Origin of the sequence: Flavobacterium sp. UMI-01 (assembly GCF_019656315.1) — a bacterium.
In the GTDB taxonomy this organism is placed as follows: Bacteria; Bacteroidota; Bacteroidia; order Flavobacteriales; family Flavobacteriaceae; genus Flavobacterium.
The window spans coordinates 192,957-218,770 of sequence record NZ_BPLU01000067.1; the positions used below are offsets into that span (position 1 = coordinate 192,957).

The following is a 25,814-nucleotide window of genomic DNA, read 5'->3' on the forward strand; positions in this document are numbered from 1 at the left end:
CAAAACCATAAAAGCAAAATTTATTTAGAATAAATAAAAATAACTTATTATTTTTTTATTTTAATAAAAGATAATCCGCTTATTTATAACCAAATAAATGCTTAATTTTGGTTAACCAATTTAATATTTACATTATGCCAAAAAATAACCGCAGAGCTTTCATTAAAAACAGCGCCTTAGGATTGAGTGCTATTCCTTTTATTGATCTTTCTATTCCACTATTTAACAATGCAACAGATACAAAAACCCTATCTATTAATGTATTTTCAAAACATTTACAATTTTTAGATTATTATCAAGCAGGCGAAGTAGCTGCTGAGATTGGATTTTCTGGACTGGATTTAACTGTCCGTCCCAAAGGGCATGTCTTGCCAGAGGCTGTACATACTGATTTACCCAAAGCCATGCAAGACATCAAAAAAGCGGGATCACATTGTACCATGATAACAACTGCAATTGAAAGTGTTCAAAACCCACTAGATGTTGCCATTATTCAAGCTGCTGCAAAGGAGAAAATTGGTTTTTACCGCACCAATTGGTTCAAATACCCCCCAAACGTATCCATGCCACAAGCATTATTACAGTATCGAGAAGAAATTAAAAAACTCAGTGAATTCAATCAACAATTTAATATTATAGGTTGCTATCAAAATCATGCTGGCACCAGTATTGGCGCTTCTTTTTGGGAAGTTGAAGCAATATTAAAAAATGCCAATCAAACTTATTTTGGTACACAATATGACATCCGACACGCGACAGTCGAAGGGGGTTATTCTTGGCAAAATGGTTTCCACTTATTACAATCGCAAATTAAGACTATTGTGCTTAAAGACTTTAAATGGGTGAAAAAAAACGGGGTTTGGTCAGCTGAAGACTGTCCTATTGGAGAAGGAATGGTAGACTTTGGCTCCTACTTCAAATTGCTAAAAAAACACGGATTAACCCCACCTGTTTCACTGCACTTAGAATATGACTTAGGAGGAGCCGAAAAAGGAAATCAAACCATCAAAATAGATAAAAAAATAGTTTTTGATGCCATGAAAAAAGACCTTCGTGCCGTCCAAAAATTATGGAAAGAAGCCTAAAAAAAAAGCTGTCATAAAAGCATCAAAAAAAGGTCTTTTATCCATTTAAATAAAAAGACCGGATGGATGCTTTTAGGACAGCCTCCTTTTATAAGGGAACGAGAATGAAATTTACAGTTATTTTCTAGCCAAAATCTTTTTATTAATGGCTTTAACCAAATCAGGTCCTTCGTAAATAAAACCTGTATATAGTTGAACTAAACTCGCTCCTGCTTCTAATTTTTCAATTGCATCTTGGGCAGTATGAATCCCTCCCACTCCAATAATAGGAAATGCTTTGTTGCTCTTTTGAGATAAAAACCGAATCACTTCAGTGGAACGCTTGGTTAGCGGTTTACCTGACAATCCTCCTACTTCGGTCTTGTTTTCAGACTGCAAGCCTTCACGAGAAATGGTTGTATTGGTAGCAATAACTCCTGCTATTTTCGTTTCACTAACAATTTCAATGATATCCAATAATTGCTCATCGGTCAAATCAGGTGCTATTTTTAATAAAATCGGTTTTTGCTTGGGCTTTGCAACATTCTTATTTTGCAAGGTTTGTAATAACTGTGTCAACGGCTCTTTGTCTTGTAAAGCACGTAAATTAGGTGTATTAGGCGAACTCACATTGACTACAAAATAATCCACATAATCATAAAGCGCATCAAAGCAAATTTCGTAATCAGAGGTCGCCTCTTCATTAGGAGTTAGTTTATTTTTTCCAATATTCCCACCTATCAAAACACCGGTATTTGATTTTAATCGTGCGACAGCCTCTGCTACACCACCGTTATTAAAACCCATTCGGTTAATGATAGCCGAATCTTCTTTCAAGCGAAACAAGCGTTTTTTAGGATTTCCCTCTTGCCCTTTTGGGGTAAGCGTTCCAATCTCAATAAATCCAAATCCAAAATTTGACAACTCTTTGTACAACTTGGCATCCTTATCAAAACCAGCGGCTAATCCCACTGGATTTTTAAACTTTAATCCAAAAACTTCCGTCTCTAAACGTTTGTCATCTACCAAATACATTGCTTTATACAAAGCACTAAATCCCGGAATTTTTGAAGTAAATCGAACCAATGAGAAGGTAAAATAATGTACTTTTTCAGGATCAAAACAAAAAAGCAAAGGACGAAGTAATAATTTGTACATAGGTGTTGTTTTTAAAGTGGTACAAAAATAGTACTATCTAACCGAATAAGAAACAGTTGATGATAAATTTTAAATTCAAATTCTGAATCGTAAATCTCAAATTCTCACCTACATTCAACATACCTCTTCTCCTAAAAATACCTAACCTCATAATGGTTCTAAAAAAAGATATGATTCAAAAAACCTATCTTTGTGACTCACAAAAAAATTAAAAACTATGCAACCTATTATAGACCGTTTCATAAGCTATGTAACGATTGACACCGAATCAGATTCAAAATCCAATACAACTCCCAGCACTCAAAAACAATGGGATTTAGCTAACAAATTAGTTGAAGATTTAAAAGCAATTGGTATGCAAGAGGTTACCATCGACGACAAAGCGTACATCATGGCAACCCTTCCTAGCAATGTCGAACATGATGTACCTACCATTGGTTTTATTTCGCATTTTGATACGAGTCCAGACTTTACAGGTGCAAATGTAAAACCCCAAGTTGTTCCCAATTATGATGGGAAAGACATCGTATTAAATGCTGAAAAAAACATCATTCTTTCTCCTGATTATTTCAAAGATTTATTGCAGTACAAAGGACAAACCTTGATTACTACTGATGGAACTACTCTTTTAGGCGCTGATGACAAAGCCGGAATAACTGAGATCGTAACTGCCATGGAATACCTCATCCAACATCCTGAAATTAAGCACGGAAAGATCCGAGTAGGATTCACACCCGATGAAGAAATAGGTCGTGGAGCGCATCATTTTGATGTAGAAAAATTTGGAGCGCAGTGGGCTTACACCATGGACGGGAGTCAAATTGGGGAATTAGAATACGAAAATTTTAATGCGGCTGGAGCCAAAATTATTTTCAAGGGAAAAAGCGTTCATCCCGGATATGCCAAAGGAAAAATGATAAATTCTCTGTTGCTAGCAAACGATTTTATCAATGCCTTACCAAAAGACGAAACCCCACAAGAAACAAAAGGATATGAAGGCTTTTTTCACATTCATCACTTAAATAGCTCAATAGAAGAAACTGTTTTAGAACTCATTATCAGAGATCACAACAAGAAAAAATTTGAAAAACGCAAAGCATTAATTGAAAAAATCACCCTAAAATTCAATAAAAGATATGCTAAAAAGTTCGGAGAAGATATTGTTATCACTGAGATAAAAGACCAATATTACAATATGAAAGAAAAGGTTCTCCCAGTAAAACATATCGTTGATATTGCGGCCAAAGCGATGAAAGAAGTCAATGTTAAACCCATCATTAAACCCATTCGTGGTGGTACCGATGGTTGTCAATTGTCTTATATGGGATTGCCTTGTCCTAACATTTTTGCAGGCGGTCATAACTTTCATGGAAAATACGAATATGTCCCAGTAGAAAGCATGCTAAAAGCAGTAGAAGTCATTACTAAAATTGCTGCATTAACCGCACTTCCTAATTATGGTTTGCCAATGAGTAAAACTAAAAAACAAGTTGCTGTAAAGTAAAAAACTTCCCATTACCTCGGTTTTTAATAGGAATAAAAGCCGGGTGTAAATTCAATTCAGCTTAATTTGGGTTTGAATTGAATTAAACCTTGGTCCTTTCAATGCATACTTTTAAATTCACACCGCAGATTCGCAAGTTTTAAAAGACTTATAGTAATAATAATTGCGAATCTGCGGTTTAATTATTTTCCAGCCTTATTCTTCGTAATCACAAATTGCACTATGCACAATAGGAAAATTACAGGAATTTGCAATAAAACACAATGCATTTGCTTGGGTATGCAACGATAACGCAAGGGCTATTTTGTCTTTTTGACGAATAGTCACTTTGGGAAATAATTGAACTTCTGTAATGCGTCCAGCATAATTTGCTCCTACTTCCAGAACAGCCTGTGCCTCATCTTGATACGAAATAACTTCTATACCGTGCTGATGGCATACAAATAAATAGGACATCATGTGGCAAGACACAACACTACTCAACAACAAATCTTCGGGATTATATGCTGTAGGATCGCCTTTGAATGCTTTAGCTGCTGAAAGACGCAAAGGGTCTTTCCCTTCCATCGTCACAGAATGATTCTTAACATACCGAGTGGTTCCTTTGGGCTTAGCGAACCAATCCAAGCGCGCTTTAAAAAAGTGTTTTACATCCATTTATTTCAATAATTGATTGGTTTCTAACCAATGTAACATCGAGTCAAACCAAGAATCCTTGATCGTTTTATTGTTCAGCCCAAAACCGTGGCCTCCTGCTTGGTAAAGATGCATTTCACTTCGAATGCCTTCCTGATGCAATTTCATATAAAAATCGACACTATTTTGAAAAGGAACTGCTTTATCATCAGCAGCATGAACCAAAAAAGTAATTGGGGTTTCTTTGGTTATCTGCAATTCATTAGAATATTGCGCCACCACTGCTTCACTTGGTTTTTCACCTAATAAATTTTGCTTCGAACCTTTATGTTGATACTTCCCAAAAGAAATCACAGGATAAACCAGTACCATAAAATCAGGTCGTAAATTAGTCTTAGTAGCATTCTCAATTTCGATTTGGTCGAGATGTGTCCCCACAGTGGAAGCCAAATGACCTCCTGCCGAAAATCCCATTATTCCTACTTTGTTCTCATCGAGATGGTACTTCGTCGCATTTTCTCGAATCCATTTCATCGCTTGTTGCGCGTCTTGCAAGGGACCTATTTTTTTATCTATCATGATTTCATCATCCGGCAAACGGTATTTTAATACAAAGGCGGTTATCCCCTTTTCATTCAGTTTTTCGGCTACTGTATATCCTTCATTGGTCATTGAAAGCAAACGGTAACCACCTCCAGGACAAATTAAAACCGCCACACCATTGGGTGTTACTTTTTTGGGACAAAAAACCAATAATTCAGGATTACTAACTTTTTTTATTCGAACGCTTTTATCTTCTGCAGTTTCTGCCGTCTCTTTATAATCAACAGCCGTCTTACTATTAGGTACTTTTTGAAGATACAATGTCACCACCTTGTCTTGTGCAACAAAACTGAAAGTGACTACTAAAAATAACGAACTAAATAAGGCTTTCATAGGATACGTTTATATTTTTTATAAAAAACAAAGATTGCAAGTTAACTTTTTTATCCACTACTGCATAATTTGGCACGATGCATTTCATCGAACTTATTTTTTAATCTCTATAATTTTGAATACTTTTATCAAAAACAGCTATGCGCACTGTATTTTCATGCCTTTTTTTGATGTTGTTGACACCTCTGCTAGCCCAAAACTCCATGGCTACAATATTAAAAAAATACAACAAAGAGACTGTACCCTATGTTCATGTTAACGCATTGAAAAACAACCCATACATCCTTTTAGATGCCCGAGAAGCCATTGAGTTTAAAGTCAGTCACATTCCGAATGCCTTTTGGGTAGGATTTTCAACTTTTAAACCCCAGCAGGTAACAAAACTCGTCAAAAACCGAAACACCCCCATTCTCGTATATTGTTCCATAGGAATACGTTCAGAACAAATTGCTGAACAATTACTAAAATTGGGTTATACTCGTGTTTACAATCTCTTTGGCGGGATTTTTGAATACAAAAACAAAGGTGGCCAAGTTGTCAATTCACAACAACAAGCTACAGACAGCGTTCATGCTTACAACAAGCAATGGAGCCAATATCTCACTAAAGGAATTAAAATTTATGAATAATGCCTTGATCATCTTTACTCGTAATCCTGAATTAGGTAAGGTAAAGACACGTTTAGCACAATCTATTGGAGATGAAAAAGCATTACAGGTCTATCGCGATTTGTTACAACATACTATGGAGCAAACCCAATCCATCGCCTGCGACAAATATGTTTTTTATGACACACAAATTATAGAAAATGATATTTGGGATAACAATTGCTTTCACAAACGCCTTCAAGCCACTGGCGATTTAGGCAACAAAATGGAAGCTGCTTTTGATTATCTTTTTGAATTAGGCTACAAAAAATGCATCATTATTGGGAGTGATTTATTCGACCTCACTAGCGACTTAATTGAAAAAGCCTTCCAAATGTTAGACAAAAAGAAAATCATCATTGGTCCCGCACAAGATGGAGGATATTATTTATTAGGGTTAAAGAAAATGAAAAAAGGGTTGTTCCAAAACAAAGAATGGGGTACACCCTCAGTATTGGCTGATACTTTGAGCGAAATTAACATTGCTCAGGTGTATTTTTTAATTACCTTGAACGATATTGACACGCTGGATGATTTAAAACAAAGCAATTATCACTTAAAATAAATGGAAAAGTATTTTCAAATTATACAAGAATCCTATCAGGGTTATTTTAATTACCTCAAAAACGAAATCATTTTTCCAGATTGGGACAATTATTTCTATGGGCTAATTGCGATTTCGTTAGTGGTTTTTGTACTGGAATTGCTGTTTCCTTGGCGAAAAAACCAAAAGGTACTGCGAAAAGATTTTTGGTTGGACTTATTTTATCTCTTTTTTAATTTTTTCTTGCTCAACCTTATTTTACTCATTGCATTATCCAATCTAACAGAGCAACTCATCAACGATTTTTTATCATTATTCGGTGTCCAACTCTCATCGATTCAATTGTTTTCCTTATCAGAATTGCCTAAGCCACTGTCTCTTTTTCTATTTTTTATCATTAGTGATTTCGTTCAGTGGAACGTCCATCGACTACTGCATACGGTTCCCTTTTTATGGAAAATTCATCAAACCCATCATAGCGTTAAGGAAATGGGATTTGCTGCGCATTTTAGATACAATTGGATGGAACCTATCGTGTACAAAACTATTTTGTATGTCCCCATCATCCTGATTGGTGGATTTCAACTGGAAGACGTTTTTATTGTTCATTTCATTAGTATTGCCATTGGTCATTTGAACCATGCAAACCTTGGATGGGATTATGGTTATTTAAAATACCTATTGAATAATCCTAAAATGCACATCTGGCACCACAGCAAAAAAATCCCTAACAAAAACGGCATCAATTTCGGGATTTCTTTGAGTCTCTGGGATTATCTTTTCAAGACCAATTACATTCCATCGGATGGAAAAAACATCGAACTGGGTTTTGACCAAGACGAACAGTTCCCAAAAGATTTTTTAGAACAAGAATTGTACCCCATAAAAAAATAAAAAAAAGTGTCAGGAATCGCATATAGCACCGACTATAATTACAAATTAAAAAGACAAAACATGAAAAAGCTATGCTACTTTATACTCTTATTGCCTCTATTTTCCATGTGCAACAACTTCTCAAAAGACCCAAATGTAGCCACAAAAATTGTCTTGAGTGCCAATGAATCCATCCAATCCATTGATCATTCCAAATGGGATGCCTTGGTACGAAAACATGTTTCCAATTCAGGTAAAGTAAACTACAAAGGCTTTCTTAAAGATCAAAAAGAGCTGGATGCCTATCTGGCTGTTTTAGCAACTGCAACGCCTTCAAAATCCTGGAACCGAAACGCCACACTAGCCTATTGGATTAATGTTTACAATGCTTTTACCGTAAAATTAATTCTTAATAACTATCCCGTAAAAAGCATCAAGGAAATCAATAATCCTTGGGGTAAAAAATTCTTCACCCTTGGTGGTCAAAAATATAGTCTCGAAGAAGTAGAACATAAAATATTGCGTAAAATGAGCGAACCCCGCATTCATTTTGCCATCAATTGTGCCTCTTATTCGTGTCCCAATTTACTAAACGAAGCCTATACCGAAACGAAACTAAGCAAACAACTTGCTAAAGTTGCTCAAGATTTCATCAACGATAAATCAAAAAATACTATTTCCCCCAACCAAATTGAAGTTTCAGAAATTTTCAATTGGTTTTCAAAAGATTTCACAACTAAAGGCAGTTTAATTGAATATCTGAATCAGTATAGCACTGTAAAAATTAATTCGAATGCAAAAATTTCCTTCAAGGATTACAACTGGAGTTTAAATGAATAAGATTTCGATTATCATCCCTATGTACAATGAGGTTGAAACGATTCAATCTAGTTTGTCGTATATTGAAAGAGTAATTTCAAAAAACATCGACTATGAAATTATTGTTGTCGATGGTGGCAGCACGGATGGTTCACCGGAAAAAATCATTCCTTCGGAAACCATTCGTTTGATTCAGTCGCCCAAAGGCAGAGCCAGACAAATGAATACGGGTGCCCAAAAAGCAACGGGCAATATGTTGTATTTTTTACATTGCGACAGTTTCCCGCCTGCAAATTTTGATTTGGAGATATTCAAACAATTTGAAAAAGGAAATCTCGCAGGTTGCTTCCGCATGAAATTTGACTGGAATCATCCCCTTTTATTGATTTCACAATGGTTTACCCGTTTCAATCACAGCAGTTGCAGGGGTGGCGACCAGTCTTTATTTATATCCAAAGAGTTGTTTGAAAACATCAATGGTTTTAACGAAAATTATATCATTTATGAGGACAACGAAATTATTGAACGGCTTTACGCCAAAAAACAATTTGTTGTGATTCCGAACTACCTGATTACTTCCGCAAGGAAATACAAACAAATCGGCGTTTGGAAATTACAATACCATTTTGGTGTGATTCATCTCAAAAAAAAGATGGGGCATTCCATAAATAGCTTACAAGAATATTACAATAGGAATATTATTTAACTTATTGTGTGCAATTATTAAAAACGTCAGTTCGAGTGTTTTTTGTGGAGAGAAACGGAACAAAAAATGTATCGAGAACCGTTTTTAATGACATTTTTCCTGTTCTCGATACAAATTTCCTGAAAAAGCTATTCGCATTTTCTGAAAATTCACTCGAACTGACGAAAAATCATCAATGAAAGATTAATAGCACCCAACGGATATTATTTATATAAAAAAAGAAAAAGAACCATTAAGTCCCGAAGTTTCTAGATAAATTTTATTTAAATAAATTTTTTAATGACTTAATAATTTAAAAAATAATCAAATCGCTTAAATTAAAAACACATGAATCCATTCACAAAAACAGTCGTAGTCATTTTTCTAACAACATTTTCGCTAGCGAGTTGCAAATCTTCTAAAGAGGAAGAAAAAAACAAAGAAGAAGAAACTTTTGTTCAAAAAACTGAAAAAGCACACCACAAAGAAGCTTTTAGTGCAAAAGAAGCTATCCAATTTGACATTCAATTATTTTTTGGTGGCAAAGAGCGTATGAACGCGACAATGACGCTTTTAACGAATTCGAGCAAAGGATTGATTGTTTTTAAAAATGGAGCCAAAATTATTGCGGACCATGACAAAGTCTATTATTCCCCAGATGTTCCATCTGAAAAATCTGTTCGATTTGATGCTTACACATGGTCGTATTTCTTTTTATTCCCTTATAAAATGAGTGATGGAGGTACTAAATGGGAAAACTATGAAAACAAAGAATCTGATCATGAAAAATTTGACAGCCAACGCCTAACATTTGAAGCAGGAACGGGCGACGCTCCTGACGATTGGTATGTTGTTTATACCAATAAAGCAACCAATCTAATTGAAAAAGCGGCTTATATTGTCACTGCTAATAAAAACAAAGAAGAAGCTGAGAAAAATCCTCATGCTATAAAATATACAGATTACAAGACTATTGACGGTATTCCTGTGGCGACAAAATGGAGTTTTTGGGAATGGGCAACTGATAAAGGTTTGACTGAAGAAATTGGCAACGCAACGCTAACCAACATCAAATTCATAAAAGTAGATGCCAATACTTTTGCTCCTGGTTCCGATTTCAAAACAATCTAAAACCCAGATTCTCTTGAGTGGACAGTACACACCCCCAATGTCAGTCTGTCCCGAAGCTTCAACAAGCTTAATGTGACAACGGTCATAAAATGAACTCTGAAAACCTCATTTCACCAAACGGATTAAAAACTATTTATGAAACACATTGTCATCATCGGAAACGGAATCTCGGGAGTTACCCTCGCGCGACATATTCGGAAACAATCGGATTTCAAAATCACTATTATTTCATCGGAAACTGAATTTTTCTTTTCCCGTACCGCTTTGATGTATGTGTTTATGGGGCATATGAAATGGGAACATACCCAACCGTATGAAAATGATTTTTGGAAAAAAAACCAAATTGACTTAATTCACCAAGAGGTAACCCAAGTTTTTCCTGAAGAAAAATCCATTGTATTGCAAGGAAATACCGTTTTACATTACGACAAATTAGTCCTTGCCACGGGGTCTAAACCCAACAAATTTGGCTGGCCAGGGCAAGACCATAAAGGAGTGACTGGACTGTATCACAAACAAGATGTCGCATCTCTTGAACAATGGGCACCTAGTACCAAAAGAGCCGTAATCGTGGGCGGAGGACTCATCGGGATAGAACTTGCCGAGATGTTGCGTTCACGCAAAATCGAAGTCACTTTCTTGGTTCGGGAAAAAAGTTTTTGGGACGGTGTTTTGCCTTTTGGCGAAAGCCAAATGATTAATCGTCACATCCGTGAACACCATATTGATTTGCGATTAGAAACTAGCTTAAAAAAAATTCTCGCTGATGAAAAGGGTCGCGCAAGAGCCATTATTACCGACAAAGGCGAAACCATCGAATGCCAATTAGTTGGACTAACAGCGGGCGTTTCTCCCAATGTAGATTTCCTAAAAAATTCAGGAATTGAATTGGGGAAAGGAGTAAAAGTCAATCGCTATCTTCAAACCAATTACGAAGATATTTATGCCATAGGCGATTGTGCGGAACAACACGAAGCCATCGGACAACGTCGTCCTATCGAAGCAGTCTGGTACACTGGAAGGATCATGGGCGAAACCTTGGCACAAACCTTAACCGGCAATCATACTGAATACCAACCGGGACATTGGTTCAACTCGGCTAAATTTCTCGATATTGAATACCAAACGTACGGTTGGGTTTGGGCACAACCTAAGGAGAATGAGGCGCATTTTTATTGGGAACATTCAGCTGGTAAAAAAGCCATCCGAATAGCATTTGACAAAAATGACAGCACCTTTTTGGGCATCAACACTTTCGGAATCCGAATGCGCCATGACTTTTTTGACAAAGTCCTCAACGAAAATAAAACCATTGATTATGTGATACAACATTTGGCACAAGCGAACTTTGATCCCGAACTTTACAAAAGTCATATCCGAGAAATTCAAAAGCAATTCATTAATCAATGCGTTGGAGTTAAAAGAGCTTAAAAATGAGTACAGCACCAAAAAATATTTCTATCGCCTCACACGAGAACAACTACCTTAACAGCATCCAAAAATTAGGGATTGCTGTTGGCTTAATCGGTTTGTTTATCCTAGCATTGGCACTATTCAATTTTAATTTTCCCAACAAAGAAATTTGGTTAACGGCCTCTATAATTGCCATTTTCACTGGGATTATCATCTATGCGAATAGCACCTATCTCAACAAACCCGAAGGAATCCAAAACAACGATGTGTGGACATCTGGATTAACAAACAAAGGAACAATCGCTTGGATGATAGGTATTATTTTGACAGCCTTTTATGTGGTGCTGTATTGGTTTCCAAGCTATCTCGGACTAAATTCAGAAGGCAGAACAAATACCGGAATTGTTGGTTTTTTCGACCCTTTGAGTTTGATGTTAAACGGAAAACCAGCTAGCCAATGGTTTGTTTATGGAACACTTTACACCGTTGCTATTTTAGGTTTGGGTTACAAATTTATTTTAAAATACCGTCACAACAACTACCAGTTGGTTCGCACGCTTTCAGTGATGTTTTTCCAGTTGGGGTTTGCTTTTTTAATTCCTGAAATTCTCGAAAAACTTAATCCAGACAAAGCTTATTTTGCCAAAGATTTAAAAAATATGTGGCCGTTGAATTATTATTTTTTTGACGAATGGCATTTAAAAAACATGATTAATGGTGGCGATTTAGGCGCTTTTATGTTGCTTTTTGGAGTGGCGATGATTTTTATCATCTCCCCTATTCTTACCTATTTTTACGGTAAACGATGGTATTGTTCCTGGGTTTGTGGTTGTGGAGGACTAGCCGAAACCGCTGGAGATTCTTTTCGTCATTTGAGCGATAAGTCCGTAAAAGCATGGAAAATTGAACGTTGGATGATTCATTTGGTCTTAGTATTTGCCTTTGTGAGTACCATTGCTGTAATTTTCACTTTTCTGTCGAACAATCCCGAAATGAGTTTTATCACCCGTGACCAATTTGTTTGGGGAATTGTTATTTTTTTAGGCATTTTCACTTCATTTTTATATGTTTTCAAAAGAAAAGAACTAGATACGGATGCGGTCTATACCATGCTGACTTTGGTCATTATCATGGTGCTTGCCTTAGTAATGAATTATTTTTCGGGCAACTCAAACATTTTTTTTATCGATAGCTATAAATTAAGAGAATGGTACGGTTTTGCTATTGGAGCAGCTTTTAGTGGCGTGATTGGCGTGGGTTTTTATCCTATTTTGGGAAATCGTGTTTGGTGTCGTTTTGGTTGTCCTATGGCAGCTATATTAGGATTACAACAACGTTTATTTTCTAAATTTAGAATTACTACTAATGGCGGACAATGTATCTCGTGCGGAAATTGTTCTACCTATTGCGAAATGGGAATTGATGTACGTGCTTATGCACAAAAAGGTGAAAACATTGTGCGTTCCTCTTGTGTGGGTTGCGGTATATGTGCGGCCGTTTGTCCTCGTGGAGTTTTGAAATTGGAAAATGATACCCCCGCGGGACGCATCAATGCAAACGAAATCTTATTAGGAAATGATGTGGATTTAATGGATTTGGTGAATCAAAAATAAGCAACATTCAATTACAAGAAAGTAAATTTTGACTTTCATTTGTATAAAATCTAAATTATTATCCGTGTAAATCAGCCCAATCTGCGTGGTATTTTTTTCAGGTAGATTTTTGCAGATGAGACAGATTTTTAAAAAAAATATGAAATCAAAAGGATTAGCACAGGTTAATCTTTTTGATTTATGGCTAAACAAATAATTTGAGCAGAATAAAATGACAAAAGGACTTTTTCTTCTTTTAATGATGACTGTTTTCGGAGCTTCGGAAAAGAAGCAGTATTCGAAAAGTTATTATCCAAATGGAAAATTACAAAGCGAAGGTTGGTTAAACCAAAACCAAAAGGTCGATTATTGGTTTTTCTATTATGAAAATGGCAACAAAAAAGAAGAAGGACATTATCTTGGCAACAAAAAACAAAAATGGTGGTTGTTTTACGATTCAAATGAAACCCTTATTCGGAAAACAGAATATCAAAACGACAAACCCAGCGGTCTGAATCTCTTGTACAAAGACGGAAAAATCATCAAAGCCGAAAAATACGCTATGGGTATCAAAACAAAAGAGTGGCATTCCCTAGCTGAATATCAAAAAGACAATTAAATAAATGAATGCTATCGTTGTAATTATACCCGCATTTAATGAAGAAAATGCAATAGGTCACGTCATACGTGAAATCCCTGAAATAGTAAGTGAAGTTATAGTCGTCAACAATAATTCGAATGACAATACAATTCTTGTCGCTCAAAAAGCGGGTGCCACTGTCCTAACTGAAAATAAAAAAGGGTACGGCTACGCCTGCTTAAAAGGATTGGATTACCTCGCCCAAAAAGAAAACAAGCCTGACATTGTGGTATTTTTAGATGGCGATTATTCTGATTATCCAGAAGAATTGACTAAAATAATTGCTCCTATACTCGACGATAATATCGATTTTGTCATTGGAGCTAGAGTGCCGTGGTTGAGAGAACAACATGCGATGACCCCGCAGCAAATTTTCGGGAACTGGTTGGCTACTTTTTTAATGAAATTGTTTTTCAAAGCTAAATTCACCGATTTAGGTCCGTTTCGTGCTATCAAATACCAAAAATTGTTAGCTTTGAAAATGGAAGACAAAACCTATGGCTGGACAGTTGAAATGCAACTGAAAGTCCTCAAACACAAAATGACCTACCTCGAAATCCCTGTGCGTTATAAAAACCGGATAGGTGTTTCTAAAGTTTCAGGAACCGTCAAAGGGACAGTTATGGCAGGATTCAAAATCATCGGTTGGATTTTTAAATACACCTTCAAATAATTCTATGTTACACATTTCTTATATCATTTTATTCTTTTACTGCCTCGCGATTGTATTGATTTTCTTTTATGGATTATCGCAGTTCAATCTGTTGTTCAATTATTTGAAAAGCAAAAAAGACACCCATTCTAATCATACCTATACTTTTGAAAAAGGTGATTCATTTCCCAAGGTAACCGTACAATTGCCTCTATACAATGAAAAATATGTGGTAGAACGCTTGTTGCGTACTATTGCGACTTTAGACTATCCTAGAGAACAACTTGAAATCCAAGTGCTGGACGATAGCACCGATGAGAGCGTGGCTTTTACCAAAAAAATCGTTGATGAGTTAGCACAAACAGGTTTAGACATTATACACCTGCATCGTTCCCATAGAACAGGATTCAAAGCAGGTGCGCTTAAAGATGGATTGGCTATTGCCAAAGGAGAATTCATTGCCATTTTTGACGCTGATTTTGTACCCCAGAAAAACTGGTTATTACAAACCGTTCCCTATTTCAAAGACTCCAAAATTGGCGTGGTTCAAACACGCTGGGGCCATTTGAATCGCAACTATTCCATTTTAACAAAAATCCAAGCATTTGCCCTTGATGCCCATTTTTCACTAGAACAAGTGGGGCGCAATTCGCAATCGCATTTTATCAATTTTAATGGTACGGCGGGCATCTGGCGAAAATCCTGTATTCTAGATGCAGGCAATTGGCAAAGCGATACCCTTACCGAAGATTTGGATTTGAGTTACCGTGCACAGCTGAAAAACTGGAAATTCAAATACCTTGAAAATGTTGAAACTCCTGCTGAATTGCCTGCTGTCATTAGTGCCGCACGTTCACAGCAATTTCGATGGAACAAAGGTGGCGCTGAAAATTTCAGTAAAAATGCCAAACGCGTCTTGAAATCAAATTCCATTTCGATTAAGACTAAAGTTCATGGTATTTTGCATTTGTTAAATAGTTCCATGTTTATGGCTGTATTTACGATGTCAGTACTCAGCATCCCAGTTTTATTTATCAAAAAAAAATTTCCACAATTTGATATACTTTTCGATTTTTTAATCTTTTTTATCATTACCTCCTTGTTGTTTTTTATTTGTTATTGGGTAACTTATAAAAGTATTCATGGTGGCGGATTTAGAAACTTCTTGGATTACTTACTGATGTTCATTACGTTTTATACAATAGCCATGGGATTTTCTTTTCACAATAGCGTAGCGGTATTAGAAGGCCTATGGGGTAAAAAAAGTGAATTTGTTCGCACCCCAAAACTGAACATAGAAGGTCGAAAAGATCATTGGAAACAAAATAGTTATTTGAATTCAACAGTTTCCAAAAAAATTTATTTCGAAGGTTTTTTGATGCTTTATTTCTGTTTTGGTATTTACAGTGCCGTCCAATTAGGCGATTTTAGTCTCGTCTTCTTTCATCTGATGTTGATGTTAGGATATGGCTACGTATTTTTTCAATCTATTGTTATCCCTAAATGACACTACCTACTTTACCCACTCTACAAACTTTTGGTTATTCTTTATTAAGCATCGTACTCTATTTATATGTGGGGTATCATTTAGAACGTTTTGAATTGCTCCCTTTGTTAGTGAGTTATAGTTTATTATTTTTTTGCACTTATCAAATCATCCAACTACAAAAGGAGAACCTCTCGTTTCTTGTAGGCTTAGGTCTGGCCATGCGAATAGCATTGTGGAGCGTTATACCCAATTTATCGCAGGATTATTTCCGTTTTATATGGGATGGAAGATTGCTTTTAGAAGGAATAAACCCATATCTCTACTTGCCGGATGACCTTATTTCTCAAGCAGACTTTTCGATAGCAAACGCAAAAATGCTCTATGAAGGCATGGGAACTTTAAGTGCAGGGCATTATTCTAATTATCCACCGTTTAACCAACTGCTGTTTGCTATAGCGGCCTTTTTTAGCAACAACACCATCGACGGAGCGGTAATAGCGATGCGTATCCTCATTATACTTGCTGACATGGGGACCTTATATTTTGGATTACAATTATTAAAACGCTGGGGTAAAAAAAAAGAACGTATTTTTTGGTACATCTTAAATCCACTGGTCATTGTAGAACTTACGGGAAACCTTCATTTCGAAGGAGTCATGCTGTTCTTCTTGGTCTGGAGCATGTACCTCCTTTCGCTTCGCAAATGGAAAACGAGTGCCGTGCTATTAGCCTTATCTATTTCGACTAAATTACTTCCGTTGCTCTTACTCCCGTTATTCCTTCAAAAGTTGGGTTGGAAAAAAATCATCCTTTTTTACAGTATTGTCATCGGAAGTACAGCCTTGCTCTTTTTACCTTTTTATTCACCTAAACTTATTGAAAATTATACCAATACAATCCGTTTATGGTTTACTAATTTTGAGTTTAATGCGAGTATCTATTATATTATAAGAGCCATCGGTTTTTGGGTCAAAGGATATAATATCATCCATACTACGGGTAAAATTATTCCTGTCTTAATGGTCTTGTTTATTCTCTACAAAAGTTTGTTCGAAAAAAACAAAACGACCTCTCAACTCTTTCAGCAATTCCTCATTGTCCTAACCGTTTATTTTATGACTAGTACAACCGTTCATCCGTGGTACATCATCAATCTTGTCTTGATGGGTGTTTTTACCTCTTTCAATTTTCCTTTCCTTTGGAGTTGGACAGTGATTCTAAGCTATAGTGCTTATGGGGAATTCCAATTCAAAGAAAATTTTTGGTTTATTGGATTGGAATATTTGATTGTAATTTTTTATATAATTTATGAAGTGAGGTTGAAATTACGCCTTAAAAAATCAGTATATTTGAATAAATCAACCTTTGAAAGTTATTGAAATGAGTATTACTGTCGAAAATTCTAAAACAATTGTCGAAAAGTGGGTTCACCAATTTAGTGATGAATTGTACGCCTGGTCTTTGTATAAAACATCGTCTAAAGAAACCGCCGAGGATTTAGTACAAGAAACTTTTTTAGCGGCTTATAATAAATTTGACAGTTTTCAAGGCAAAAGCCAACCCAAAACATGGTTGTTTTCGATTCTAAATAACAAAATCGTTGATTATTACCGACTTCATGCTCGAACGTCCAAGAATCATTTTAGTTTAACCGAAGAAAGTGGCTATGAATTAACCGATAAACTGTTTAATACTACCGAAAATTGGATTGACAAAACCAATCATCCCGTATGGGAACAGGAAGAAGAATTGCTTGACAATCCTGATTTTAATCTCGTCATGCAAACTTGTATTGATGATCTTCCTAAAAATTGGAAATATGCTATTACATCCAAATACCTTTCTAAACATAACGCAACAGCAATTTGTAAGGAACTGGCAATCACCACGTCTAATTATTGGCAAATTATACATCGGTCAAAATTGCTTTTAAAAAAATGTTTAGAAACCAAATGGAAATAACAGATTGAACGAAAATGAACAAACTCATGCAACAGCTTATCAAATCTTGTAAACTAACTTCTGAATTAATTGACAAACAGCAATTGACATCGTTGACAATTAAGGAGAAATTGCAATTACAAGCACATAAAGCCATGTGCAAAACCTGCACGGCTTATGAAAGTCAATCTAAAGTACTGGACGGCTTAATCCAAAAATGGTTCAAAGATAAATCCGAAAAATTAAGTGAACACAAAAAAGCAGCTATTATTGACCAAATAAAAAAAGTATAACTCCAAAAAAAAAGCTTCATGAGAGCACTAATTATATCAGGCGGCGGAAGCAAAGGCGCTTTTGCAGGTGGCATTGCCGAGTATTTAATTAATGATTGTTGTAACCAATACGAATTGTATGTAGGTTGTTCTACAGGCTGTTTGTTATTGCCTCATCTCGCTTTAGGCAAAATCGAAAAAATTAAAAAAATATATACCTCTGTTTCTCAGGAAGACATATTTAGTATTTCTCCTTTTATTATCAAAAAAACCAAAGACGGATACGACACTAAAATCAATCACTTCAACTCCGTTTTATCGTTTATCAAAGGATGTCCCACATTTGGCGAAAGTCTTAATTTAAAAAAACTCATAAAAAAAAGCATTACCAAGGAAGAGTTTGACCAATTACAAGCCGAAAATAAAAAAGTCATTGTTACGGTTTCAAACCTTAGTTTGAACCAAATAGAATATTACAATTCTATAGATTGTACACATGACGATTTTTGTGACTGGGCTTGGGCTTCTTCCAATTACACTCCTTTTATGAGTTTGATGACCAAAAATGGTTTTCAATATGCTGATGGCGGTTTTGGGAATTTTGTACCTATTTCCTGCGCTATCGAAAATGGAGCCACTGAAATTGATGTAATCATTCTCGAAAACGAAGTGCAATCCCTTCATTTTCCCGATATAAAAAATGCCTTTTCTTTATTGTTTCGAACTTTTCAATTCATGAAAAACACCAATAACTCTAAAGATATTATTATTGGTAAACTCATAGGGTTAAACCAAAACATTAAAATAAATTTTTACTTCACCCCAGAACAACTCACTGACAACCCGCTAATTTTTGACCCTGTCGAAATGTCCAAATGGTGGAAAGCGGGATATGAATATGCTAAATCCAGACAACCCGATAGTTTTTGTCATGTTCCCACTAAGGAAACAACGCAAAACGAAGTGGTTGAAGATTAAAAATTTAGCGTGCAGCTTGAAACAACATGGCACCAGAGTTCATACAATAACGTAAACCTGTAGGTTGTGGCCCATCATCAAATAGATGGCCTAAATGTCCGTCACATCGTGCACAGACGATTTCGCCACGCACCATTCCCAGACTTTTATCAACTACTTCTTTGACTCTTTTTTTGTCTAAAACATCATAAAAACTAGGCCATCCTGTCCCCGATTCAAATTTGGTTTCCGAAGAGAATAATGGTAATTTACACCCTGCGCAGAAATAATAGCCTTTTTTATGATTGTCAAAATAAGGATTTTTAAAAGGATATTCCGTTCCTTTTTCTCGAAGAATATGGTATTGCGTAGCACTCAACACTTTTTTCCATTCTGCATCCGATTTCACCACTTTTTTCAAAGAAGTATCATTCAGTGATAATTTTTCTTGCGGTGGATTAGGATTTTCCTGCATGGCATTTGTGTCTTTTTTAGTAGCCTGCATACAAGCCATAAATACAAGAAGAACAAGAGGAAAACTGATAATTTGTATGTAACGTTTCATGATTTTAAATTTTGAATTAAGGGATGCATTGGAGTATTAATTTAGTGTTGATTGTTCTTAAAAAAGGAACACCAGATTTAAGAAATTGAACAGATTAGCACAGATTCTAAAAAAATTAGAAGATTAAAAAAACATAGTGACCTTCGCACCGCGGTGTTCTTTGTGTTTAATCCCTACTTCAACTTCCCTTTGTACGTCTTTACAAACTTATTAAATCTCGGAATCGAAACCCCTTTGACATAACCTTGATTCGGGTTATTTTTCACATAATCTTGGTGGTAGGCTTCTGCTTCATAAAAAGCCGAGATGGGTTTCACTTCCGTCACAATAGGGTTATTAAACACTTTAGCCAAAGTTAGCGCTTTGATTTTGTCTTCGATGATTTTCTTTTCGCCTAGGTTGCCATAAAATGCAATGGAACGATAGGACGACCCCACATCAGGTCCTTGTTGGTTGGGCGTCGTTGGGTCTTGAGAGGCAAAAAAAGCATCTACTAATTGAGTAAAAGATACTTTTTTAGGATCATAAAAAACCGCAACAGCTTCGGCATGACCAGTTTGATTGGTTCCTACTTGATGGTAGGTGGGATTTTTAATGGTACCACCCGTATAACCGGAAACCGCTTCATCTACACCATATACCGCTTCAAAAACGTGTTCCGTACACCAAAAACAACCCGAAGCAAAAACCGCTATGGCTTTACTAGGCTTGGCATTTAGTGATAATTCTTTGGTTTGTGACTGGCAACTCATAAAAACTAATAAGAACGCCAAATAAGAGAGTACTTTCATCATTTCTTTGTTTATTAATAATATACGGGAGATTTTACATTTTGGTTTCTCAACGACTGCTAAACTTATGTTAAGCGATTCCCGATGTTAATGTTATAGACGATGAAGTTTGAGTTTCCTTACATTTTTTTATTTTACCGCAATGGCGCAAAGGCGCAAGGAAAAAATATAAAAAGAAGGGTATGAAAGTCAGGAGACTTTGGGACGAGTATCGTTCTTATTAACGATTTTAAAATTGCCTCAAAACTAGAATTGTTTTTTTATTATATCAGAATAAAGATGTTTGTGTTTCAATTTTCGGATGAAATGTACCTATAATCATAAATGGATTATGAGACACGTAATGATGGAGTTGTGATGTCCCTAAAAAGAAATGCAAGTCTTTGGTTTTAGCAAAATCGTCAAAATATTTTTTCTTAACATCTGCAACTGCTTTTACTTCATTCCCTTCGTGTCTTGCAAGGCAATTCCAATAAAGTTGGCCAATTTCCCAATCTTCAATCATCATCCTACTTTCTAATCCTTGATTATCCTCAAAAACATAACGAAATTTATACGGTAATTTTCGCACGACATCAAAGGGATTTCAGGTTGTTGAAATAAATTACCCTGAAGACGTTCTGCTTCAAGTTTTGCTAATTTATTCTTGTCCCATTCACGTTCAACATCTTCAACTGTAAAATCTAAAATTTTACTTGGTTTGAAAACAGCTAAAGAAGTACAAATACTTTTATTTTTAGCTTCGGCTATTAACTCGGATAAATTATAATAAATTTTACCTAATGCAAACATTTTTCTTTCAGCCCAATTCCCTTTTGTATCAAGATGGTCTACAATTTTTATTTCTGTATCGTGGGAATACGGACGAAAACTTTCAGGTCTGAAATCGCTCGTGTTTTTCACTAAATCCAATTCAATCCAATCGTACTTTTTGTATTGTTCTTCAAATGATTTTTTGCGGAACTGAATTGGGTAAATTCTAATCCAAGTCCCATCCTCTTTGAAACCTGCTGTACAAACCAACTCTTCATATTTTCCTGAAATAGCAGGATATGTCTTTACAGTGATTAAAACTTTTGTCTTTGCCATTTAAATGTGTTTTACTTCATATTCAAAATTAGGCAAATTTTCGATGGCTTCTGCCAAATGTTTACGGTGACATTGACAAATATTCGATTCAAAACAAGTCAAAGCAATACGCTTATTCTCTTTCAATAAGTTTAAAATTTTCTCTTGCGAAGATGTAGTTTTTGTTAAATTATTTTCACAATAAATTGCAAATAACTTATCATAATCACTTTGAGTATTTAGTTCTTGACGTTGCTGAGATTGTATACCAACTTCTGGAAAATGAATATAATCTATTCCCAAGCTATTGCAATACCGTTGTAACTGACTTTTACTAAATCCGTATTTCATACTCAATGGATTATTCCGAACGTCTACCAAAATTTTTATGTCATTTTTCAATAAACGGTTTAAATATTCTTCTAATGAAATCCCCTCATAGCCAATTGTAAATAAAATTGTTTTATTACTTTTCGGACGACTATTATCTACTTTTTTTAACTGTTCGGTAGTTAATATTTCTTGTGCTTTTAGACTATTTATTGCCCAATATGGAAAGTTCAAATAGGTATGCTTCATCAAAGTATCTGCATTCATTTTTCCGTATTGTTCTTTGATATATAACATAACCCTTTTATCATCAACTTTTAGAGTATTAAAATAGTTTGTTATTTCATTACTTGAAAAATGACTAGCTGTTTCACTCAACATTCCTTTGCGTACCATGGCTGTCAAATCGGCATTAGCTGAATATGAATAACATCCGTATTTATAAGGAATAAAATCATAATCAGCTTTTTTTTGTCGTTGGGTAAACAAAAAAAGTAGTTTTTGAAGACTGATTTTATCTATTTGTCCTTCAAAAAGTTGTAATAATGCTAATATAATTTTTCTTCTGTAAAACATTTTGCAAATGTAGTAAAATCAACTTCTCTCTCCTAATGCAAACCATCTTAAGTTACACTAATTTAAATCCGTTTTTATATTACGAAACATTAATTTACACCACCACTCATCTATAAAGAAATCAAATCCCTCTCTCTACCCCCAATTGAGGCGGTATCCTCGTAGTGCAACGAAGAGATATAGCCATCCCGAAGCATCGGGAGCGGGAGCGATGTTTCCTAAAAAAACCTAATATTCTGGCCCTAATAATCAAAAAACTAAATCCCTCCTACCCTTAGCCTCTAAGCGCCTCAGCAACTCAGACCCTCAATAAACTAACAACAACCGCCTCCATTATAGTGAAAGGTGCTTTCGCTGATGTAAATGTCATTGCGTCCTAAACTGGCTAGGGCTGCGGCGGTTTTGTCGCATACGGCTAGGGGTTGGTTTTTGAGTAAGGTATGGCCTTTTTTATCGTCGAAATAGGCTTCTTTACCGTAATAGATGGCGGCTTTTCCGGTGAACACGCAAGGGCCATCGGCTGGCATAGGGTCTTTGATGGCGCAAACTTCGATGCTTTCAATAAAAATTAATTCATCGGTTGGGTAATTTTCAGGGTCTAGGATTCGGTACGGACGGCGGCCACGGATTTCGATGGTTCCAAAGCCCACATCGGTCAAGGCTTTGATGTAATCGGCAATGGGAATGCTTCCGCTCAGGCACAAGGCACGGAGGTGGTCGTCATTACGCAAGGCTTCATTCATGGGTTGCTCGCAGGTGGGGTCACTCATCACGAGTCGTCCGTGGGGTTTTAGGACACGGTACATTTCTTGCAAGGCTTTCTTTAAATCCTCGGCTTTGAAGATGTTGAACAAGCAGTTTTGTGCGGCGACATCAATGCTTTCGTCCTCGATGGGAAGGTTTAAAGCATCGCCTTTTTTGAGTTCGACAAAATCACTTTGGAACCAATCGTTTTGTTTTTCGGCTTCGAGGAAATTTTTGCGGGAAGCTTCGAGCATTTCATCGACCACGTCCACTCCAACTACTCCGCCCTTTTGACGAGAGAAATAAGAGAATTGCAACAATTCCATGCCGCCGCCCACGCCTACGTATAGTACTTTGGGATTGTTGATTAAATCTTGTGCCGAGATGGTGCTTCCACATCCGTAATTCATCTCTTGCATGATCAGCGGAATTTCCAATCCTGGGAATTTCCAAATGGGTGTTGTGGTACAGCAAAGCCCCACATCAGGTGTTAAGGCGGCTTGTTTGTACAGGTCGTTGGTGGCGTTTAGGTAGCTCATTTTGTGTTGATTGTTGATAGTTTGTTGCTTGGGGTTTATCGTTAATGGTTTGAGTTTAGCGTACCAACTTTAAACCTTTAAACTTTTAAACTTTTAAACTTTTAAACTAATTTTAATTTCTAACCAGACCTTTGAAAATCGTCACCATTTTCGGCTCTGCTTGCCCGGCGATAGCGATGATTTCGGCAATATCGATAGGTTTTAGGTTGTCAGGGTCGCACTCGTCTGTCAAAACCGAAACGGCAATCACTGGCAAACGCAGATGATTGGCCACAATGACTTCGGGAACGGTGCTCATTCCTACGGCATCGGCACCGATGGTGCGTAAATAACGGTATTCGGCACGGGTTTCTAACTGTGGTCCTACGACACCAACATAAACACCTTTATGCAAAACGATGTTATTTTCTTTAGCAATATCAAGAGCTTTTTGATTCATTTCGGCATTATAAGGCGCACTCATATCCACAAAACGGTCTCCGAAATCGGACACATTTTTGAATGCCAAGGGTGAACCGCCTTGTAGGTTGATGTGGTCGTCAATTAACATCATATCGCCTTTTTTGTAGCCTAAATTAATCGCTCCTGCCGCATTGGAGATTAACAACTTCTGAATTCCTAGGGCTTTTAGGATTCGGACAGGAAAGGTGATTTCTTGTAATGAATAGCCTTCGTAGAGATGAAAACGGCCTTGCATTACGACAACCTTTTTTCCTTCTAGCGTTCCTAAAATCAGCTTCCCCGAATGGGATTCGACAGTAGAAACAGGAAAATGCGGAATTTCTTTATAATCTATCGAATTTTCAATTTGTATATGTTCTACTAATTGTCCTAAACCCGTCCCTAACACAATTCCGAATTCAGCTGTAGTAAAGCCTTTGGATTGCAAAAAAGCAATCGTTTCATTTATTGTCTCTATTTTCATTTTTTATTTTCATCTCTATGTAAGTACTAAATACATTTAAATAAGATTCGTTTTTCTATTTAAACATACTATATTATCTGCTAAAATCTGCGAACTCTGCGTGAAAAATAATGCACGCAGAGTTCGGCAGATTTTAGCAGATTATTAATCGCTATATATCAATTCTAATTTCTAATCTCTTACTTCTAACCTCAAACCACTGTTCCCTGACAACTACTCCCCGCACCCGCAGTACAGCCGTAGCAGTGTTGCGAAATCACAATGTTTCTATCTTGTAAAACTTCTTGATTGAAATCGGATATGTGTTTGACTTTTGAAGCAACTTTCAATTCTAACATTTGATTAAAATCGCAGTCGTACAACCAGCCGTCCCAACTGACCGAAATCGTATTGGTACACATCACATTGGCAACAGCCACAGGATTAAAGGCTTCGACCAAGGCATACATATAATCTTCGTAATTATCCGAAGCGATTAAATAATCCAGAAAACGAGAAATAGGCAGATTGGTAATCGCAAAAAGCGAATTAAAATCGATGTCAAAATCTTCTTTTAAGGCTTTTTTGAAATCGTGTTCTAAGGCTTTCTGGTCTGTGGGTAAAAAAGCACCTGATGGATTGTACACTAAATCGAGTTTCAAACCAGTACCTTCTTTTCCATAACCTACTTTATTCAGCATTTGCAAGGCTTGAATGGATTTATCAAAAACCCCATCACCTCGTTGCTTATCCGTTTTTTCTCTTTTGTAAAAAGGCAAAGACGAAATCACATGAATATTGTGTTTAGCAAAAAACTCCGGTAAGTCGTGATATTTTTTATTGGCCAAAATAATCGTCAAATTGGAGCGAACGATAAAGTCTTGGACACCTAATTTAGACGCTTCTTCAACAAACCAGCGAAAATTAGGATTCATCTCAGGCGCACCTCCTGTTAAATCTATGGTGTTTACCTCAGTGGTTTTAAGCACTTCTAAAATCTGTTGCATGGTTTCGACCGTCATGATTTCTTTTCGGTCAGGACCAGCGTCAACATGGCAATGTGCACAGACTTGATTGCACATATAGCCAACGTTGATTTGGAGAATTTCCAACTTTCGAGGTTGCAGTGGAAACGTCCCCACTTTTTTTATTTTATCCGCAAAAGTGGGCAAACTTCCATCTTGAAACATCCCTGTCGAAAGAATCTCGAGTTGTTTTTCGGTTTTAGAGAGTGCGCTGTGTTTGGCCTGTAGTGATTTGAGCATTTTTTTAAGGTTTAAAGGTTCTGAGGAACTAAGGTTTTATAGGATCAAATCTAAATGACTCAGTCTTTTAGAAACTTAG

At 36.3% G+C, this 25,814-nt stretch carries 28 protein-coding genes; 17 read left to right on the forward strand and 11 right to left on the reverse strand.

Annotated features, from left to right (window positions below; all coding sequences use genetic code 11):
* Positions 1 to 134 precede the first annotated feature (134 nt).
* Positions 135 to 1,085 (forward strand): sugar phosphate isomerase/epimerase, encoded by a 951-nt coding sequence (locus tag K5R64_RS14810; protein WP_220764534.1) that lies wholly within the window; start codon positions 135 to 137, stop codon positions 1,083 to 1,085.
* Between the two features lie 117 nt (positions 1,086 to 1,202).
* Here the strand turns inward: K5R64_RS14810 and K5R64_RS14815 are convergent, their stop codons facing one another.
* Positions 1,203 to 2,222, reverse strand: coding sequence for a quinone-dependent dihydroorotate dehydrogenase (locus K5R64_RS14815; RefSeq protein ID WP_220764535.1), 1,020 nt, complete (start codon positions 2,220 to 2,222; stop codon positions 1,203 to 1,205).
* Between the two features lie 217 nt (positions 2,223 to 2,439).
* Between K5R64_RS14815 and pepT the strand changes: the two genes are divergently transcribed.
* Positions 2,440 to 3,726 carry a peptidase T gene (gene pepT, locus K5R64_RS14820; protein ID WP_220764536.1) on the forward strand — a complete coding sequence of 429 codons (1,287 nt, stop codon included), beginning with the start codon at positions 2,440 to 2,442 and terminating at the stop codon, positions 3,724 to 3,726.
* A gap of 195 nt (positions 3,727 to 3,921) precedes the next feature.
* Here the strand turns inward: pepT and K5R64_RS14825 are convergent, their stop codons facing one another.
* Together K5R64_RS14825 and K5R64_RS14830 are read right to left on the reverse strand one after the other, a co-directional pair.
* Entirely contained in the window at positions 3,922 to 4,383 is a 462-nt protein-coding gene (locus K5R64_RS14825) for an OsmC family protein (RefSeq protein ID WP_220764537.1), read from the reverse strand.
* Complete coding sequence (locus tag K5R64_RS14830) at positions 4,384 to 5,298, reverse strand: alpha/beta hydrolase (protein ID WP_220764538.1); 915 nt, start codon at positions 5,296 to 5,298, stop codon at positions 4,384 to 4,386.
* A gap of 203 nt (positions 5,299 to 5,501) precedes the next feature.
* On the opposite strand from K5R64_RS14830, the gene K5R64_RS14835 reads away from it, so the two are divergent.
* The 15 genes from K5R64_RS14835 to K5R64_RS14905 all read left to right on the forward strand — a co-directional run bounded on the left by K5R64_RS14835 (position 5,502) and on the right by K5R64_RS14905 (position 18,974).
* Positions 5,502 to 5,927 carry a rhodanese-like domain-containing protein gene (locus K5R64_RS14835; protein WP_255580391.1) on the forward strand — a complete coding sequence of 142 codons (426 nt, stop codon included), beginning with the start codon at positions 5,502 to 5,504 and terminating at the stop codon, positions 5,925 to 5,927.
* On the forward strand, positions 5,920 to 6,510 hold the full coding sequence (locus K5R64_RS14840; RefSeq protein ID WP_220764541.1) for a TIGR04282 family arsenosugar biosynthesis glycosyltransferase: 591 nt from the start codon (positions 5,920 to 5,922) through the stop codon (positions 6,508 to 6,510). Before K5R64_RS14835 ends, K5R64_RS14840 begins: the two co-directional genes overlap by 8 nt.
* On the forward strand, positions 6,511 to 7,383 hold the full coding sequence (locus K5R64_RS14845; RefSeq protein ID WP_220764543.1) for a sterol desaturase family protein: 873 nt from the start codon (positions 6,511 to 6,513) through the stop codon (positions 7,381 to 7,383).
* 60 nt (positions 7,384 to 7,443) lie between these two features.
* Complete coding sequence (locus K5R64_RS14850; RefSeq protein WP_220764545.1) at positions 7,444 to 8,202, forward strand: DUF547 domain-containing protein; 759 nt, start codon at positions 7,444 to 7,446, stop codon at positions 8,200 to 8,202.
* Complete coding sequence (locus K5R64_RS14855) at positions 8,195 to 8,887, forward strand: TIGR04283 family arsenosugar biosynthesis glycosyltransferase (protein ID WP_220764547.1); 693 nt, start codon at positions 8,195 to 8,197, stop codon at positions 8,885 to 8,887. Before K5R64_RS14850 ends, K5R64_RS14855 begins: the two co-directional genes overlap by 8 nt.
* Positions 8,888 to 9,214: 327 nt before the next feature.
* The gene (locus K5R64_RS14860) at positions 9,215 to 9,997 is read left to right on the forward strand and encodes a hypothetical protein (RefSeq protein ID WP_255580392.1); all 783 of its coding nucleotides are present in this window, start codon (positions 9,215 to 9,217) and stop codon (positions 9,995 to 9,997) included.
* A 135-nt stretch (positions 9,998 to 10,132) separates the two neighbouring features.
* On the forward strand, positions 10,133 to 11,428 hold the full coding sequence (locus K5R64_RS14865; RefSeq protein ID WP_220764549.1) for an NAD(P)/FAD-dependent oxidoreductase: 1,296 nt from the start codon (positions 10,133 to 10,135) through the stop codon (positions 11,426 to 11,428).
* Between the two features lie 2 nt (positions 11,429 to 11,430).
* Entirely contained in the window at positions 11,431 to 13,023 is a 1,593-nt protein-coding gene (locus tag K5R64_RS14870) for a 4Fe-4S dicluster domain-containing protein (protein WP_220764551.1), read from the forward strand.
* 211 nt (positions 13,024 to 13,234) lie between these two features.
* The gene (locus K5R64_RS14875; RefSeq protein WP_220764553.1) at positions 13,235 to 13,621 is read left to right on the forward strand and encodes a toxin-antitoxin system YwqK family antitoxin; all 387 of its coding nucleotides are present in this window, start codon (positions 13,235 to 13,237) and stop codon (positions 13,619 to 13,621) included.
* A 4-nt stretch (positions 13,622 to 13,625) separates the two neighbouring features.
* Positions 13,626 to 14,315 (forward strand): glycosyltransferase family 2 protein, encoded by a 690-nt coding sequence (locus K5R64_RS14880; protein ID WP_220764554.1) that lies wholly within the window; start codon positions 13,626 to 13,628, stop codon positions 14,313 to 14,315.
* Positions 14,316 to 14,319: 4 nt separating this feature from the next.
* Complete coding sequence (locus K5R64_RS14885; protein WP_220764555.1) at positions 14,320 to 15,801, forward strand: cellulose synthase family protein; 1,482 nt, start codon at positions 14,320 to 14,322, stop codon at positions 15,799 to 15,801.
* Entirely contained in the window at positions 15,798 to 17,162 is a 1,365-nt protein-coding gene (locus tag K5R64_RS14890; RefSeq protein ID WP_220764556.1) for a glycosyltransferase 87 family protein, read from the forward strand. The genes K5R64_RS14885 and K5R64_RS14890 overlap by 4 nt, the downstream gene beginning before the upstream one ends.
* Before the next feature lies 1 nt (position 17,163).
* The gene (locus tag K5R64_RS14895) at positions 17,164 to 17,745 is read left to right on the forward strand and encodes a sigma-70 family RNA polymerase sigma factor (RefSeq protein ID WP_220764557.1); all 582 of its coding nucleotides are present in this window, start codon (positions 17,164 to 17,166) and stop codon (positions 17,743 to 17,745) included.
* 14 nt (positions 17,746 to 17,759) lie between these two features.
* Positions 17,760 to 18,017, forward strand: coding sequence for a hypothetical protein (locus tag K5R64_RS14900; protein WP_220764558.1), 258 nt, complete (start codon positions 17,760 to 17,762; stop codon positions 18,015 to 18,017).
* A gap of 18 nt (positions 18,018 to 18,035) precedes the next feature.
* A complete protein-coding gene (locus tag K5R64_RS14905) occupies positions 18,036 to 18,974 on the forward strand; it encodes a patatin-like phospholipase family protein (protein ID WP_220764559.1) in 939 nt (312 codons plus the stop codon).
* Positions 18,975 to 18,978: 4 nt separating this feature from the next.
* Here K5R64_RS14905 and msrB read toward each other — a convergent pair whose 3' ends face one another.
* From msrB to arsS, 8 genes are all read right to left on the reverse strand, one after another.
* On the reverse strand, positions 18,979 to 19,518 hold the full coding sequence (msrB, locus tag K5R64_RS14910; protein ID WP_220764560.1) for a peptide-methionine (R)-S-oxide reductase MsrB: 540 nt from the start codon (positions 19,516 to 19,518) through the stop codon (positions 18,979 to 18,981).
* 173 nt (positions 19,519 to 19,691) lie between these two features.
* On the reverse strand, positions 19,692 to 20,309 hold the full coding sequence (gene msrA / locus K5R64_RS14915) for a peptide-methionine (S)-S-oxide reductase MsrA (protein ID WP_220764811.1): 618 nt from the start codon (positions 20,307 to 20,309) through the stop codon (positions 19,692 to 19,694).
* A gap of 268 nt (positions 20,310 to 20,577) precedes the next feature.
* Entirely contained in the window at positions 20,578 to 20,814 is a 237-nt protein-coding gene (locus K5R64_RS17260) for a hypothetical protein (protein ID WP_255580393.1), read from the reverse strand.
* An 11-nt stretch (positions 20,815 to 20,825) separates the two neighbouring features.
* Complete coding sequence (locus K5R64_RS14920) at positions 20,826 to 21,398, reverse strand: hypothetical protein (RefSeq protein ID WP_255580394.1); 573 nt, start codon at positions 21,396 to 21,398, stop codon at positions 20,826 to 20,828.
* Entirely contained in the window at positions 21,399 to 22,283 is an 885-nt protein-coding gene (locus K5R64_RS14925) for a DUF488 family protein (RefSeq protein ID WP_220764562.1), read from the reverse strand.
* Positions 22,284 to 22,597: 314 nt separating this feature from the next.
* Positions 22,598 to 23,566, reverse strand: coding sequence for an arsenosugar biosynthesis arsenite methyltransferase ArsM (gene arsM / locus K5R64_RS14930; protein ID WP_220764564.1), 969 nt, complete (start codon positions 23,564 to 23,566; stop codon positions 22,598 to 22,600).
* A gap of 112 nt (positions 23,567 to 23,678) precedes the next feature.
* On the reverse strand, positions 23,679 to 24,491 hold the full coding sequence (locus K5R64_RS14935) for a purine-nucleoside phosphorylase (protein ID WP_220764566.1): 813 nt from the start codon (positions 24,489 to 24,491) through the stop codon (positions 23,679 to 23,681).
* 191 nt (positions 24,492 to 24,682) lie between these two features.
* Positions 24,683 to 25,735, reverse strand: a complete 1,053-nt coding sequence (gene arsS / locus K5R64_RS14940) for an arsenosugar biosynthesis radical SAM (seleno)protein ArsS (RefSeq protein ID WP_220764568.1) — start codon at positions 25,733 to 25,735, stop codon at positions 24,683 to 24,685.
* Positions 25,736 to 25,814 lie beyond the last annotated feature (79 nt).

What these genes read in the sequence shown, in the direction of transcription:
- arsS (WP_220764568.1), bottom strand. Translation starts at nt 25,735, where the DNA reads ATGCTCAAATCACTACAGGCCAAACACAGCGCACTCTCTAAAACCGAA.
- K5R64_RS14860 (WP_255580392.1), top strand. Translation starts at nt 9,215, where the DNA reads ATGAATCCATTCACAAAAACAGTCGTAGTCATTTTTCTAACAACATTT.
- K5R64_RS14840 (WP_220764541.1), top strand. Translation starts at nt 5,920, where the DNA reads ATGAATAATGCCTTGATCATCTTTACTCGTAATCCTGAATTAGGTAAG.
- K5R64_RS14825 (WP_220764537.1), bottom strand. Translation starts at nt 4,383, where the DNA reads ATGGATGTAAAACACTTTTTTAAAGCGCGCTTGGATTGGTTCGCTAAG.
- K5R64_RS14875 (WP_220764553.1), top strand. Translation starts at nt 13,235, where the DNA reads ATGACAAAAGGACTTTTTCTTCTTTTAATGATGACTGTTTTCGGAGCT.
- K5R64_RS14900 (WP_220764558.1), top strand. Translation starts at nt 17,760, where the DNA reads ATGAACAAACTCATGCAACAGCTTATCAAATCTTGTAAACTAACTTCT.
- K5R64_RS14815 (WP_220764535.1), bottom strand. Translation starts at nt 2,222, where the DNA reads ATGTACAAATTATTACTTCGTCCTTTGCTTTTTTGTTTTGATCCTGAA.
- msrA (WP_220764811.1), bottom strand. Translation starts at nt 20,309, where the DNA reads ATGAAAGTACTCTCTTATTTGGCGTTCTTATTAGTTTTTATGAGTTGC.
- K5R64_RS14880 (WP_220764554.1), top strand. Translation starts at nt 13,626, where the DNA reads ATGAATGCTATCGTTGTAATTATACCCGCATTTAATGAAGAAAATGCA.
- K5R64_RS14845 (WP_220764543.1), top strand. Translation starts at nt 6,511, where the DNA reads ATGGAAAAGTATTTTCAAATTATACAAGAATCCTATCAGGGTTATTTT.
- K5R64_RS14920 (WP_255580394.1), bottom strand. Translation starts at nt 21,398, where the DNA reads ATGGCAAAGACAAAAGTTTTAATCACTGTAAAGACATATCCTGCTATT.
- K5R64_RS14925 (WP_220764562.1), bottom strand. Translation starts at nt 22,283, where the DNA reads ATGTTTTACAGAAGAAAAATTATATTAGCATTATTACAACTTTTTGAA.
- msrB (WP_220764560.1), bottom strand. Translation starts at nt 19,518, where the DNA reads ATGAAACGTTACATACAAATTATCAGTTTTCCTCTTGTTCTTCTTGTA.
- K5R64_RS14850 (WP_220764545.1), top strand. Translation starts at nt 7,444, where the DNA reads ATGAAAAAGCTATGCTACTTTATACTCTTATTGCCTCTATTTTCCATG.
- K5R64_RS14830 (WP_220764538.1), bottom strand. Translation starts at nt 5,298, where the DNA reads ATGAAAGCCTTATTTAGTTCGTTATTTTTAGTAGTCACTTTCAGTTTT.
- K5R64_RS14890 (WP_220764556.1), top strand. Translation starts at nt 15,798, where the DNA reads ATGACACTACCTACTTTACCCACTCTACAAACTTTTGGTTATTCTTTA.
- K5R64_RS14865 (WP_220764549.1), top strand. Translation starts at nt 10,133, where the DNA reads ATGAAACACATTGTCATCATCGGAAACGGAATCTCGGGAGTTACCCTC.
- arsM (WP_220764564.1), bottom strand. Translation starts at nt 23,566, where the DNA reads ATGAGCTACCTAAACGCCACCAACGACCTGTACAAACAAGCCGCCTTA.
- K5R64_RS14855 (WP_220764547.1), top strand. Translation starts at nt 8,195, where the DNA reads ATGAATAAGATTTCGATTATCATCCCTATGTACAATGAGGTTGAAACG.
- K5R64_RS14935 (WP_220764566.1), bottom strand. Translation starts at nt 24,491, where the DNA reads ATGAAAATAGAGACAATAAATGAAACGATTGCTTTTTTGCAATCCAAA.
- K5R64_RS14885 (WP_220764555.1), top strand. Translation starts at nt 14,320, where the DNA reads ATGTTACACATTTCTTATATCATTTTATTCTTTTACTGCCTCGCGATT.
- K5R64_RS14870 (WP_220764551.1), top strand. Translation starts at nt 11,431, where the DNA reads ATGAGTACAGCACCAAAAAATATTTCTATCGCCTCACACGAGAACAAC.
- K5R64_RS14905 (WP_220764559.1), top strand. Translation starts at nt 18,036, where the DNA reads ATGAGAGCACTAATTATATCAGGCGGCGGAAGCAAAGGCGCTTTTGCA.
- K5R64_RS14895 (WP_220764557.1), top strand. Translation starts at nt 17,164, where the DNA reads ATGAGTATTACTGTCGAAAATTCTAAAACAATTGTCGAAAAGTGGGTT.
- K5R64_RS14835 (WP_255580391.1), top strand. Translation starts at nt 5,502, where the DNA reads ATGGCTACAATATTAAAAAAATACAACAAAGAGACTGTACCCTATGTT.
- K5R64_RS14810 (WP_220764534.1), top strand. Translation starts at nt 135, where the DNA reads ATGCCAAAAAATAACCGCAGAGCTTTCATTAAAAACAGCGCCTTAGGA.
- pepT (WP_220764536.1), top strand. Translation starts at nt 2,440, where the DNA reads ATGCAACCTATTATAGACCGTTTCATAAGCTATGTAACGATTGACACC.
- K5R64_RS17260 (WP_255580393.1), bottom strand. Translation starts at nt 20,814, where the DNA reads ATGATTGAAGATTGGGAAATTGGCCAACTTTATTGGAATTGCCTTGCA.